The following is a 13,019-nucleotide window of genomic DNA, read 5'->3' on the forward strand; positions in this document are numbered from 1 at the left end:
TAAGAAATGGTGGTCTCCATGGCAGTTCCGAAGCGGAAGATGTCTCGCAGCAACACCCGTCACCGCCGCGCCCAGTGGAAGGCCACGACGCCTCAGCTCGTGCCCGTCACGGTCGACGGCTCCGTCTACCAGGTGCCGCAGCGGCTAGTGAAAGCGTACGAGCGCGGCCTCCTGCACCCCGAGGACTGATCCTTCATGGCGCAGGACCTGCTGCCCGTCACCGTGCTCTCGGGCTTTCTGGGAGCCGGCAAGACCACGCTGCTCAACCATGTCCTCGGCAACCGCGAGGGCCTGCGAGTCGCGGTGATCGTCAACGACATGAGCGAAATCAACATCGATTCGGCGCTGGTGCGCGGGGGCGAGGCGGCACTCTCACGCACCGAGGAACGCCTGGTCGAGATGACCAACGGATGCATCTGCTGCACCCTGCGCGACGACCTGCTCGAGGAAGTGGACCGGCTCGCCCGTGAAGGGCGCTACGACTACCTGCTGATCGAGTCCAGCGGCATCTCGGAACCGATGCCGGTGGCGGCCACCTTCTCCTTCCCGCGCGACGACGGGGCGACACTGCGCGACCTCGCCCGGCTCGACACGATGGTCACCGTGGTCGACGCGGCCAACTTCCTGCCGGAACTGGCCGGGGGTGACGGCCTCGCCGAGCGCGGACTCGACCAGTACGAGGACGACGAGCGCACGGTCAGCGACCTGCTCATGGATCAGATCGAGTTCGCCGACGTCATCGTGCTTAACAAGCTGGACCTCGTGGACGAGCGAGAGCGTGAGCAGCTCAACGCCGCGCTCCACCGCCTAAACCCGGTGGCCCGGATCGTGCCCGCCAGCCGTGGGCGCGTGGAACTGTCCGAGGTTCTTGGTACCGGCCTCTTCGACCTGGAACGGGCCCAGCAGGCTCCCGGATGGGTGCGGGAGCTGAACGGGGACCACATGCCGGAGACCGAGGAGTACGGAATCTCCAGCACGGTCTTCCGCTCGGACCGCCCCTTCCATCCCGACCGCCTGTGGACGTTCGTAACTGACGGGCTCGACAGCGGCCGGTACGGACAGGTTCTGCGCTCCAAGGGCTTCTTCTGGCTGTCCAGTCGGCCGAACGTGACCGGTCTCTGGTCGCAGGCGGGCTCCGTGGCCCGCTTCGAGCCGTCCGGCGCACGTGACTCCAGGACCACGCAGGGTCAGGAACTGGTCTTCATCGGTACGGATCTGCGCGCGGAGACCCTCCACGAAGCCCTGTCCGAATGCCTGATGTCCGAGGGTGAGGCGCGGCCCGCGGCCGATCACTTCCCCGAGTGGGACACGTACGGGATCGACGACGCGTGTGAGCACGAGCACCCGGACACCGTGGCGTCCCACCTCTGAACTGCGGGCCGGACGGTGGTCGTAGCCACGGCATCGTCCGGTCCGGTCCGTACCCGCATGCAGGCGGGCCCCGTCGACCAGGACATCGGTCGACGGGGTCCATTCCCGCGCGGCTCCAGGGCCTCCCTTCACCCGGGGGTCGTTTGCCGTGCAGCCGCCTCGGCCTGCGTGAGCGGGGCCGTGCGGTCCCAGCCGTTCCACAGGCGAACGGCCTGGTGTACGCAACCGATTTCGGCCATGAACGGCGCCGGGTCGACAGCCACCAGGACCGGAGCCGCTGCGTAGTGGTCCCCGAGGGAGGTCGCACCGCTGCGGGTGCGCCACAACTCCACGAGGAAGGGCAGGATGTCCAGGTTTCCCGGGAGAGCGAGAATCACGTGGCCGCTCCCTACGGTCCGGCGGAGCGACAGCAGGTCCTGGCGAAGGATCACGGCTGGGCTCCCGGTGGCAGCGTTGGGAGCGATCGACTCGATACGCGGATCGTCTCCGGAAGGGAAGCGCTGGACCGAGGGACGCTCCTCGTTCCGTCCGTGGACCGACACCGCCAGGGCGACTGCGTCCGGCGACAGCCGCAACCCGAGCAGCGGGTCGGGGGCCGCGGCCCATGCACCCCTGCCCTGCGCCAGCTCATGGTCGGTCAGCAAGACCTCGTCGAGGGCGACTCTGATGGCATGCTCATCGAGATCCACTCCGGTGAGGACAATCTCGTTGCGCCGCTCCCCGTAATAGTCGTGCCAGAACCACGACGCGAGGGTGCGCCTCGCTCGCACGCGTCCAGGCAGTCGGTTCGCCGGACCATCGCGACTCCGGCCAGCTGGGTGCGCAGGTCGGTGAGCTGGGCTTCGTGGTCGAGGCGCGGCACCTTGGCCGGACCCAGCAGCCGCGGCAGACGGTGACCGTGGGCCGGGCCGCCTCCGACGTGGGGGCGGCCTTCTTGGTGCGGCGGCTCACCGTACGTTCTTTGCGGCGCGGTTCCAGGCGGTGTCGCGCAGCAGACGGAGGCCGTTGAGGCCGACGATGACGGTCGAGCCCTCGTGGCCGAGAACTCCGAGCGGCAGCGGCAGGTGGCCCACCAGGTCCCAGATGACCAGGCCGGAGATGAACACTGCGGCGATGACCAGGTTCTGCACCACCAGGCGGCGGGCCGCCCGCGAAAGGCTCACGACCGTGGGGACGGTGGCGAGTTCGTCGCGGACGATGACGGCGTCGGCGGTCTCCAGGGCGAGGTCGGAGCCCGCGTGGCCCATGGCGATGCCGGTGTGGGCGGCGGCCAGGGCGGGGGCGTCGTTGACGCCGTCGCCGATGACCAGCACCTTGCGCCCTCGGGCCTCCAGGCGCCGTACGGCTTCGACCTTGTCCTGGGGCAGGAGGCCGGCGTGGACCTCGTCGCCGGTGATGCCGACCTCGGCGGCCAGGCGGGCGGCGGCGCGCGGGTTGTCGCCGGTCACCAGCATCGGGGTGTTGCCGGTCAGGGTGGTCAGGGCGGCGACGGTCGCGGCGGCGTCGGGACGCAGCCGGTCGGCGATGCCCAGCACGCCGACCGGGGAGCCGTCACGCAGGACCACGACGGCCGTGCGGCCGCCGTCCTCCAGGTCGGCCGCGACCTCGGCGGCGCGGGCCGAGCCGGTGTCGTTGCCGTCGAGGAGGCGAGCGGGGGCGCCGACCGCAACCGTGTGGCCGTTGACGGTGGCGGTGACACCGACGCCGGGAGTGGAGGTGAAGTCCCGCATGTCGGCGATGGCCAGGCCGCGGGTGCGGGCGGCGTCGACGACGGCGCGGGCCAGGGGGTGTTCGCTGGGGTGCTCGGCGGCGGCCGCCAGTGCCAGCAGGGTGTCCTTGTCCAGTCCGGGGCCTTCCAGGGGCAGGGTGCGGATGTCGGTGACGCGGGGGGTGCCCTCGGTGAGGGTGCCGGTCTTGTCGAGTGCGACCGCGTCGACCTGCCCGAGTCGCTCCATGACGACAGCGGACTTCACCAGGACGCCGTGGCGTCCGGCGTTGGCGATGGCCGAGAGCAGCGGCGGCATCGTCGCCAGGACCACCGCGCACGGCGAGGCCACGATCATGAAGGTCATCGCCCGCAGCAGTGAGCCGGCGAGGTCCGCACCGAACGCGAGAGGGACCGCGAAGACGGCCAGGGTCGCGAAGACCATGCCTAGGCTGTAGCGCTGCTCGACCTTCTCGATGAACAGCTGGGTGGGCGCCTTGGTCTCGGAAGCCTCCTCGACCATGGCCACGATCCGGGCGATCACCGAGTCGGAGGCGTCCCGCTCGACCTTGACCCGCAGGGCGCCGGTCCCGTTCAGGGTGCCGGCGAAGACCTCGTCCCCGGTCTCCTTCGCGACCGGCAGCGGCTCGCCGGTGATGGTGGCCTGGTCGACCTCGCTGGCGCCCTCCAGCACCCGGCCGTCCGCGCCGACCCGCTCACCGGGCCGGACCAGGATGACGTCGCCAATCACCACGTCCTCGGTCGCGACGCTCTCCTCGCTCCCGTCATCGGCCAGCCGGGTCGCGGTGGCCGGGGCGAGGTCGAGCAGACCGCGGACCGCGTCCTGGGTGCGGGCGGTCGCCAGGGCTTCCAGGGCACCGGAGGTGGCGAAGATGACGATCAGCAGCGCGCCGTCCATCACCTGCCCGATCATGGCCGCGCCGATCGCGGCAACGATCATCAGCAGATCGACATCCAGGGTCTTCTCCCGCAGCGCGGTCAGCCCGGCCCAGGCCGGCTCCCAGCCACCCGTGACGTAGGCGGCGGCGTAGAGGGGGCCCCACGCCCAGGCGGGTGCGCCGGTCAGCTGGAGCGGCAGCGCGATCAGGAACAGCACCAGCGCCGCGGCGGCCCAGCGCGCCTCGGCCAGGGCGAACACCCGGGTACGGCGCTTCGGCGCCGTCCGGGAGGCGGCCGGAGCTGCCCGTTCGGGCCGCTGGAGCAGGTCAGAAGGCATGACAAAACAACCCTTCAGGGCGGAAGACGGCAACGCGTCCACCGTACAGGAACATCTGAACAGGTCTTCAAGTGTCACCGGTAGGATGGGCGGCATGGGTCACGGAGCCGACGACAAGAACCACGCCACCCCCCGCGAGCGCCTGGACGCGGCGGGAGCCACCGACGTCGCCGCCACCCTTCAGGCCCTGGCGACCCCTTCACGGCTGTACATCCTGGCCCGCCTCCAGGAAGGCCCCTGCGCGGTCGGCGACCTCGCCGAGGCCGTGGGCATGGAAGCCTCCGCCTGTTCCCACCAGCTCCGCCTGCTGCGCAATCTCGGACTCGTCACCGGAGAACGCCGTGGCCGTTCCATCGTCTACGCCCTCTACGACAACCACGTCGCCGAGCTTTTGGAACAGGCCCTCTTCCACGTCGAGCACCTGCGGCTCGGCCTGCGCGACGCCCCCGCGGCCGAAGCAGTATCGACCGCGGTCCGGCGGTAGGCGGTCACGTTCCGCGACTCTCACAAATGACCATCTGTGAGAGTTCCGCGACAGGCCCCGGAGTGATCACGTTTCCGTAGGTCGTCGTTCGCAAAAGCCCCCTCAAAACCCGCACGTTGTGCGACGGGGTTCTGAGTAGGGTCGGGGACTGGCGCGGTGGCTGACGCTCCGTTTCCAGTCCCCGCCGCTTCAAACCGTGCATGCGGTTCTCCCGCACACGGCTTTCCGACATCGTTCACCGACAGGCATGCGCCGTCGCCCAGCGTACGTTTCCGGTAAGGCGGTAGACCCCGAGCCGGGTGATCCACGCGTACGTGTAACGCGTGACCCAGTTCCGGCCCGCTCTGCCGTGTTTCCGGCTGGTGAAGATCGCCAGCCGTTCGTGGACATAGCTATCGATCACGTTGAACTTCCGCCCAGAGTGCCGAAAGCACAGGTCACGACAGACACGGAGGGAACTCCGCCGCTCCGCGGCTCCGCTCCAAGGACCCATTCCTCCCCGGCCATGAAGGCCGGGGCCTCCTGGGAGAAATCAGGTGAAGTCGACAGCACGACCATTGTCGAAGCGCATCGACGCTGGAACTTCCCTCTGCTGAGCTGTCAATGGCCAGGAACAAACAAACTCTCTTTGTCCATGCTCCTTGTTTCGCTCGAAACACGTCGTTACCTTCGCCTTTCAGGTGAAGCGCTTCGACACTCCAAAGGGAAAGGGCCGCCGCCATGAGTCACGAGTTGCGCCGGAGGAGGGACGCTACGACTTCATCCGACGCCCACCTGGACCGACTGCACGCGAACGGGGTGGCCGTCGACCTCGCCACCCCGACCGCCTCGCCGCCGCCCTGGTTCACCCCGACGCGCTGCCGGTGCCTCACCCACGGCAGCCGGGACACCTACTACCTTGCCGCCCCGCCTACCGCGACGCTTCCCGTCGCATCGCCTCAGGGCGGTGGGACCCTGCTGGTCGACCATGCGGCCGGGTTCGTCGACGACCGCCTCCCACCCTCGGCGGCTACCCCGCCCAGCCGCTGCGCGAGGCGCTGGGTGTCCGGGTCGAGGAGTACCGCCCGTTGCGGCGCAGCGAGCGGATCGTTCTGTCCGACGGCACGCACAGCACCACCTGGAGCGAGTCCCTTCGCTCCGAGGGCACCGAGACGCTCGCCACCTATACCCACGGCATGCTCGCGGGCAGCCCGCCCTCACCGGCACTGCTTCGGCACCGGATAGGGCTGTTACCTCTCCACCCCCTCGACGACACCGACTGCCGCGCCCTGGTCGGCCGGCTGCGGAAGGAGGCCGGCGTCCAACCGGACGTACCAGATCTGCCGACCGGTGTCGAAGCCGTCACCCGCCGCGCACCCGACGACCGCCACCGGCACGTCCTGATCAACCATCGTGCCGACGCCGTGCCACTGCCGGACCCGGCCCACGACCTGCTCACCGCCACCACCGCACACGAACTGCCGCCCGGCGGCTGTGCGGTGCTGCGCACTCGCTGACACGGAAGGCACCATGACCACGAAACAGCGGACCTTCTCTTGGGGCCACCGTGCCCTGGAAGTCGGCATCGCTCTCGGCGACGAGGACACGGTCCGTCTGACGCGCCTCGGCCTGCCCGGCGAGACGGCCGGCGGTCCCCGCACGCCGCTGCCCCTGGTGGAGGTGACGGCCGCGGGTCACGGCCGCGGCTGGTCGGGCAGCCGCCTCATCGACACGGCGACCGGGGGGCGGCTCCGCCACCGCGGACACAGCGCGGTGCGCTCGGGTGACTGGCATCTGCTGACCATCGAACTCCACGATCCCGAGACGGGGTTGCTGGCCGAGGTGGTCTATCGGTCACCGGAGGGCGTGCCCGCGCTCCGCAGCGAGGTGACCCTGCGCAACGAGGGTGATTGCACGCTGCATCTGGAGTCTGTCAGCAGTCTCGTAGCGGGCTGCCTGACTACGGAAGGTCCGGCCGCCATCGACGCCGCGGACCTGCTATGGGCGGAGAACGACTGGCTGGCCGAGTGCCGTTGGCAGCGCAGGCCCATGCGCCTGACCTCGCCCGTCCTCAGCGGATGGGTCCTCTACACCAACGGCAAGGGAGGCTTCGCCCAGACCGGGCAAGGCACCTGGTCCAGCTGCGGACGCCTGCCCATGGGCGGACTGACCGACCGCCGCTCGGGCCGGACCTGGGTGTGGCAGATCGATCACAACGGCGGCGGCTGGCGCTGGGAGTGCGGCGAACGTGACGACGCCGCGTATCTCGCGCTCTTCGGCCCCAGTGACACCCACCACGGCTGGCGCCACGCCCTGAAGCCCGGCGGCGCCTTCCGCACGGTACCCGCCGCGCTCGCCTTCGGCGCCGACGGCGGACCAGATGCAGCCTTCGCCGCGCTGACCCGCTACCGCCGAGCGACGCGCCGCCCGCACGCCGACCACCGGCGCCTACCCGTCATCTTCAACGACTACATGAACTGCCTGATGGGAGACCCCACCACCGACAGACTCCTGCCACTGATCGACGCGGCGGCCGACGCCGGCGCGGAGTACTTCGTGATCGACGCAGGCTGGTACGACGACGGTGACGGCGGCTGGTGGACCTCGGTGGGCGCCTGGGAACCGGCAGCCTCCCATTTCCCCGGAGAACGGGGCCTCCACGAGGTGCTGGACCGCATCCGCGAACGCGGCATGGTCCCCGGTCTGTGGCTGGAGCCGGAAGTGGTCGGTGTGCACAGCCCCATGACCAAGTCGCTGCCCGAGGAGGCGTTCTTCCGCCGCGACGGCGTGCGCGTCACCCAGGTGGGCCGGCACCACCTGGACCTGCGTCACCCTGCAGCTCGCGCCCACCTCGACCACGTGGTGGACCGCCTGGTCGGCGAATGGGGTGTCGGCTATCTCAAACTCGACCACAACATCGACCCCGGCTCCGCCACCAGCAGCCACCCTGGCGAGGCGCCCGCGGCCGGGCTGCTCGGCCACAACCGCGCCCACCTCGACTGGCTCGACGGCATCCTCGACCGCCACCCTCACCTGGTGGTGGAGAACTGCTCCTCCGGCGGTATGCGGTGGGACCACGCCCTGCTCTCGCGGCTGCAGTTGCAGTCCACCAGCGACCAGCAGGACATGCGGCTCTACGCGCCCATCGCGGCTTCCGCACCCACTGCCGTCACCCCGGAGCAGGGCGCCGTATGGGCCTACCCGCAGCCGGAGGACTCCCTCGACGAGGTGGCTTTCACGATGACCAACGCACTCCTCGGCCGCATCCACCTCTCCGGCCGTATCCCGGAACTGCGGCCCGAAGCCCGCGCCCTCGTCCACGAGGCCGTCGCCGCGTACAAGACCATCCGCGCCGACCTGCCGCAGGCCGTGCCCTCCTGGCCGCTCGGCCTGCCGGCCTGGGACGACCCGTGGCTTGCCCTGGCCCTGCAGACCCCCGCCACCACCTACGTCGCCGCCTGGCGCCGCCTCGGTGCCGAAGCCGCCACGACCTTCCGAATACCCCACCTGCGGGGGAGCGCGGCCCGTGTCGATGTGCTCTATCCCTCCGTCAGTCGGGGCGCCCCTGTCTGGAACGCGGGCCCGGCCGAGCTGACGCTGACGCTGCCCACCGCGCCGTCCGCCGTACTGCTCCGCATCGCCCCCATCGTGCCGGACGCTTCATGAGCCGCCGGCACAACGCCTCATCCGACGAAAGGACAGAGCGGGTGCCCCACCAGCACCAGGCGGACAGCACGTTCGCCAACCCCGTGATCCCCGGCTTCTACCCCGACCCCAGCATCTGCCGGGTCGGCGACGACTACTACCTCGCGTGCTCCAGCTTCGAGTACTTCCCCGGCGTCCCCCTCTTCCACAGCCGCGACCTGGTCCACTGGACACAGATCGGCAACGCCCTCGACCGGCCGAGCCAACTGTGCCTGCCCGCGGATCTGCCGTCCTCCGCGGGGATCTACGCCCCCACCCTGCGCCATCACGACGGCCGCTTCTGGCTGATCGTCACCGATGTGAGAGAGGGCGGCGGCAACCTGATCGTCACGGCCACCGACCCCGCCGGACCGTGGTCGGATCCCGTCCGGGCCCCGGGGGTGCCCGGCATCGATCCCGACCTGGCCTGGGACGAGGACGGCACGTGCTGGTGCACGGTCGCCGGGGTGTCGCAGGTCCGTATCGACCCGTCCACCGGGGAGACGTACGGGACACCGCACAGGCTCTGGTCCGGCACGCCCGGTGCCAAGGCCCCGGAGGCGCCGCACCTGTACCGGATCGGCGGCTACTGGTACCTGCTCATGGCCGAAGGCGGCACCGAGCGCGGCCACGGTGTCTCGATCGCCCGCGGGCGTAGGCCCACCGGACCGTTCGAGCCGTGCCCGGCCAATCCGATCCTCACCCACCGAAGCACCGACCACCCCATCCAGAACACCGGCCACGCCGACCTCGTGCAGGCCCCCGACGACTCCTGGTGGATGGTGCTGCTCGGCGTACGGCCACGCGGCGGCACCCCGGGCTGGCACGTCCTCGGCCGCGAAACGTTCCTCGCACCCGTGACCTGGGCGGACGGCTGGCCGGTCGTCGGCGAGGTGCCACTGGAGGCGCCCGCTCCCGGATGGCCGCTCCTCCCCGGCCCCGTCGAGGCTTCCCGGGACGACTTCGACCTCAACGAAGTGCGACCGTCCTGGATCTCCCCCCGTGACCGCCCCGCCGAGCACTACAGCACCAAGGAGCGCTCCGGATGGCTGACGCTCCGGGCTCGCGGCGGCTCCCTGGACGAACGGGACGTCGTGTTCGCCGGCCGACGCCAGCAGCACTTGTCGTGCCGGGGGCGCACCCTGGTCGACCCCGCATCGGGACGCGGCGGCCTCGCCGTCCGCCTCGACGAGCGGCACCACTACGAGATCGAGGCATCCGCCACGGACGTCCGGGTGATCGCGCGCGTCGGCTCGTTGCGCACCGTCGTGGCCTCCAAGCCCCTGCCCACCGGGCCGACGGTGGTCCTCGGCATCAACATCACCGAACCGCCGGCTGCGCACGACGCGCGCACCGGACCCGACGTCATCTCCCTCGGCATCGGGGAACCGGACGGCACGTTCACCGAGCTCGCGACGCTCGACGGCCGCTATCTGTCGACCGAAGTGGCCGGCGGCTTCACCGGCCGGGTCATCGGCATGTACGCCGCCGAAGGCACCGTCCACTTCGACTGGTTCGGCTACGAAGCGCTCGCACCATGAGGCGGCTCTTGCCCTCTTCCGGACCACCGATCGCGGCCACGGCCGCCTGACCGATCGGTCCTGAGCCCGGTTGCCGGGATCCGTCCACCGGATCCCGACAACCGGGCGACCACGCGGAAGCAATCGCACACCACGAGTGTCCTCCCCGGCACACCAACCACGTTCCGAAGGTGAAGGTGTGGGCGGCGTACAGGCCCATGCCCTCGAAGGAGGCGAGCACGTCCGCGACGTAGGCGGCGTGCGTGCGCTGGCTGCGGACCACGTTCCCTTGAGCATGGTGTGCGGCACTCGGCGCTCCTCAAGGTCGGCTCCCTGCCTGCTTTTCGCAGGTCAAGGGCGTTTCCTCACTGTACGACGGCATGCCTTGGAGGCAGCGGCCGACCACTGGCGTGGTACAGGAGCTGACCGATGGCTGACTTGCCTGACGGTGTGCCAGTCGGACCCCACGTGCACGCCGTCCGGTAGTTCCGGGGTGTGCCGCAGCGCCCGGTCGCGCCGGATTGGGCCGGGCGGACCGGGTGCGCGTGCCCGCTTCGAGCGGGGCCGCGCGCGCCGGAAGGTTGACGCGCCGTCTCCCCGCGTGTCGCCCGGTGTCCCACTGGCCCCCTCCTGCCAGTGCCCGCGTTGCGGCGAACCGGCGACCCGAGGCCCTGGTGTTACCCCGTCGACGACTCATGTCGAAGCGCTTCAACGAGCTATGGACACCCCCGCGCCGTGAGGCTACTGTCGGATCACCTCAACCCTTATTACCCGCAGCAGGCCTTCGCGAAGTCCTTTCGAGAGCAACGTCGAAGCATAGTCGAAGCGCTTCACATCACGCTTGGAGAGAGCTGGATGGTCACCCTTGCCGAGGTTGCCCAGCACGCCGGAGTCTCGGCCAGCACGGTGAGCTATGTCCTCAGCGGCAAGCGGTCCATCTCCGCGGACACCCGACAGCGGGTCGAGCGGAGCATCGCGGAGCTCGGCTACCATCCCAACGCAGGGGCCCGGGCCCTGGCCAGCAGCCGGTCGAACATCATCGCACTGATGATTCCGCTGCGCACCGACATGTATATGCCCGTGATGATGCAGATCGCCATCGCGGTGGCGACCACGGCCCGCGCGCACGGATACGACGTGCTGCTGCTCACCGGCGAGGAAGGACCGGACGCGGTCCGACGCGTCACCGGCAGCGGGCTCGCCGAGGCGATGATCGTGATGGACGTCGAACTCCACGACGAGCGGCTGCCGTTGCTGCGCAGCACCGACCAGCCGTCGGTGCTCATCGGACTGCCTGCCGACACGTCCGGTCTCACCTGCGTCGACCTCGACTTCACCGCGACCGGCGCTCTGTGCGTCGAACACCTGGCCACGTTCGGCCACCGTGACATCGCTGTCGTCGGCGAAGCCCCCGCGGTGTACGAGCGGCACACGGGCTTCGCGGAGCGCACCCTGGACGGCGTGCACTCCCGCTCCCGCGAGCTCGGGGTGCGTGTGCTGCACCGGCCCTGCCAGGGCGGCTACGACGCGATGTCCGTGACCCTGGCCCGGATCTTCGACGAGCGCCCGGCAACTACGGGGTTCGTCGTGCAGAACGAGTCCGCGGTCGAGCCGCTGCTCGCGCTGCTGCGTCAGCAGGGCCGAGCGGTCCCCGAGGACGTGTCGGTGGTCGCGATCTGCCCGGACGAGCTCGCCACACAGGCCTCGCTACGTCTCACCTCGGTGGCCATCCCCGCCCAGGAGATGGGCCGGCGCGCCGTGGAACTCCTGGTCGCCAAGCTCAAGGGCTGTGACATGGACGAGGTTGTGCTGCTCCCGCCGGAACTGACCGTGCGGGCCAGTTCCGGCCCGGCCCGGGCGGGCGAGAGCTGAGCCGCGGTGCTCCTTTCGGGCCGGATCTGCTGGTCGCCCCGGTTCTGGAGTCCGGCGCGAGGACGTGGATGACGTATCTCCCGGCAGGTGCCCCGTGGACCGACGCGTGGACCGGTGAGGCGTACGAGGGCGGCGAGGTCGTCACCGTCGACGCACCGCTGGACCGCATCCCGCTGTTCCTGCGGGACGGAGCCTCGCTGCCGATCGCCGAGTAGCGGCGGCGGCGCGCCAGTCGGGGGACGACGACCTCGGCCGCCGGGGAAGTCCCGGTGGCCGAGGTCGTCCTGGATCAGCTCGCGCGCCAGCCGGTAATGGCGACCGACGCGGTTCGGCTTCCGGCCGCTGCTCTCCGCCTTGGACTTCTTCGAGGTTGAGGGCGTTGGGGGCGGCTGCGGGCCGGCTGCGGCGGGTCCGGGCCGGCCCCCGAGGTGCGGAACCGGCCCGGACGGCCGGTCAGCTGCTGCTGACCGTCAGGTTGTCGGTGCGGAAGTCCATACCGCCGGACGAGGAGGTGATCTCGTAGCCGAACTGCACGTCACCGATGGTCTCGTCGCCCATCCAGTGCTTAGTGTCCTTGATCCACCTCAGGATGGGGAGGATGTCGACGCTGCCGGAGCTGGAGTTGGACGTGCGCAGGAACGAGAAGACCTCGTTGGCGCCGTTGTTGCCCTTGTAGACGTTCCATGTGTGGCCGCCGAGGGTGACGTTGGCCTGCCAGGTGCCGAGCGGGCCGACTGCCCCGGTGTAGTTCACCCAGAGCATGATCTCGTAGTCGTGGTCGGTGTCCCAGATGTCGTACGACGTGTTGTACGCGCCGGACCACGGGACGGTGACGTTGTAGTTGCTGGTGAGCGAGCGCAGCGAGGTGATCGACTTGTTGATCACCTTCTTGGAGTTGGGGTAGGACTTGATGCCGCCGGTGTTGGGGTGGTCTGCCCAGACGCCCCAGTTGGTGCCGGAGTTGGCCCAGATGAGCTGGCTGCCGGCGCCGGAGCCCCAGATGTTGTTGTAGAGCGTGTAGCCGCCCAGGTTGGTGTTGCCCCACTGGTCCCAGGAGTACCAGACGGCGGCGTGGGCGGGTGCGGAGGCGAGGCCGATGGTGGCGCCGAGCGCGAGGGCCGGGGCCAGTAGGGCCTTGGTGACCTTGCCAAGCCTGCGTCTTGCCAT

At 70.1% G+C, this 13,019-nt stretch carries 10 protein-coding genes and 2 pseudogenes; 9 read left to right on the forward strand and 3 right to left on the reverse strand.

What is annotated here, in order from left to right:
* Positions 1–18 precede the first annotated feature (18 nt).
* Both rpmF and ABT078_RS18930 read left to right on the forward strand, forming a co-directional pair.
* Positions 19–189: a 50S ribosomal protein L32 gene (gene rpmF, locus ABT078_RS18925; protein ID WP_033300568.1), complete on the forward strand. Its 171-nt coding sequence runs from the start codon at positions 19–21 to the stop codon at positions 187–189.
* 6 nt (positions 190–195) lie between these two features.
* A complete protein-coding gene (locus ABT078_RS18930) occupies positions 196–1,371 on the forward strand; it encodes a GTP-binding protein (RefSeq protein WP_351229060.1) in 1,176 nt (391 codons plus the stop codon).
* A 128-nt stretch (positions 1,372–1,499) separates the two neighbouring features.
* On the opposite strand, the gene ABT078_RS18935 is transcribed toward ABT078_RS18930, so the two are convergent.
* Positions 1,500–2,141: a hypothetical protein gene (locus ABT078_RS18935; RefSeq protein WP_351229137.1), complete on the reverse strand. Its 642-nt coding sequence runs from the start codon at positions 2,139–2,141 to the stop codon at positions 1,500–1,502.
* A gap of 177 nt (positions 2,142–2,318) precedes the next feature.
* A complete protein-coding gene (locus tag ABT078_RS18945) occupies positions 2,319–4,313 on the reverse strand; it encodes a heavy metal translocating P-type ATPase (protein ID WP_351229062.1) in 1,995 nt (664 codons plus the stop codon).
* Between the two features lie 94 nt (positions 4,314–4,407).
* Here ABT078_RS18945 and ABT078_RS18950 point away from each other — a divergent pair, with 94 nt between their 5' ends.
* The 7 genes and pseudogenes from ABT078_RS18950 to ABT078_RS18980 form a co-directional block, all read left to right on the forward strand.
* On the forward strand, positions 4,408–4,797 hold the full coding sequence (locus ABT078_RS18950) for an ArsR/SmtB family transcription factor (RefSeq protein ID WP_351229064.1): 390 nt from the start codon (positions 4,408–4,410) through the stop codon (positions 4,795–4,797).
* Positions 4,798–5,517: 720 nt separating this feature from the next.
* Positions 5,518–5,613 (forward strand): annotated as a pseudogene (locus ABT078_RS18955) (hypothetical protein); the annotation flags it as partial.
* Positions 5,614–5,660: 47 nt separating this feature from the next.
* Complete coding sequence (locus ABT078_RS18960; RefSeq protein ID WP_351229066.1) at positions 5,661–6,293, forward strand: beta-galactosidase trimerization domain-containing protein; 633 nt, start codon at positions 5,661–5,663, stop codon at positions 6,291–6,293.
* Positions 6,294–6,306: 13 nt separating this feature from the next.
* Entirely contained in the window at positions 6,307–8,442 is a 2,136-nt protein-coding gene (locus ABT078_RS18965; protein WP_351229068.1) for an alpha-galactosidase, read from the forward strand.
* 41 nt (positions 8,443–8,483) lie between these two features.
* Positions 8,484–10,001 carry a glycoside hydrolase family 43 protein gene (locus ABT078_RS18970; RefSeq protein WP_351229070.1) on the forward strand — a complete coding sequence of 506 codons (1,518 nt, stop codon included), beginning with the start codon at positions 8,484–8,486 and terminating at the stop codon, positions 9,999–10,001.
* Positions 10,002–10,835: 834 nt separating this feature from the next.
* Positions 10,836–11,852: a LacI family DNA-binding transcriptional regulator gene (locus ABT078_RS18975; protein ID WP_351229072.1), complete on the forward strand. Its 1,017-nt coding sequence runs from the start codon at positions 10,836–10,838 to the stop codon at positions 11,850–11,852.
* A 14-nt stretch (positions 11,853–11,866) separates the two neighbouring features.
* Positions 11,867–12,067: pseudogene (locus ABT078_RS18980) on the forward strand (glycoside hydrolase family 31 family protein); the annotation flags it as partial.
* Positions 12,068–12,305: 238 nt separating this feature from the next.
* Here ABT078_RS18980 and ABT078_RS18985 read toward each other — a convergent pair.
* Entirely contained in the window at positions 12,306–13,019 is a 714-nt protein-coding gene (locus ABT078_RS18985) for a glycoside hydrolase family 12 protein (protein WP_351229074.1), read from the reverse strand.

This window comes from Streptomyces sp. NPDC002133 (assembly GCF_040296405.1).
GTDB lineage: Bacteria > Actinomycetota > Actinomycetes > Streptomycetales > Streptomycetaceae > Streptomyces.

Coding starts and splice junctions, on each gene's coding strand:
- rpmF (WP_033300568.1), top strand. CDS start 19: ATGGCAGTTCCGAAGCGGAAGATGTCTCGCAGCAACACCCGTCACCGC.
- ABT078_RS18930 (WP_351229060.1), top strand. CDS start 196: ATGGCGCAGGACCTGCTGCCCGTCACCGTGCTCTCGGGCTTTCTGGGA.
- ABT078_RS18945 (WP_351229062.1), bottom strand. CDS start 4,313: ATGCCTTCTGACCTGCTCCAGCGGCCCGAACGGGCAGCTCCGGCCGCC.
- ABT078_RS18950 (WP_351229064.1), top strand. CDS start 4,408: ATGGGTCACGGAGCCGACGACAAGAACCACGCCACCCCCCGCGAGCGC.
- ABT078_RS18965 (WP_351229068.1), top strand. CDS start 6,307: ATGACCACGAAACAGCGGACCTTCTCTTGGGGCCACCGTGCCCTGGAA.
- ABT078_RS18975 (WP_351229072.1), top strand. CDS start 10,836: ATGGTCACCCTTGCCGAGGTTGCCCAGCACGCCGGAGTCTCGGCCAGC.
- ABT078_RS18985 (WP_351229074.1), bottom strand. CDS start 13,019: ATGGCAAGACGCAGGCTTGGCAAGGTCACCAAGGCCCTACTGGCCCCG.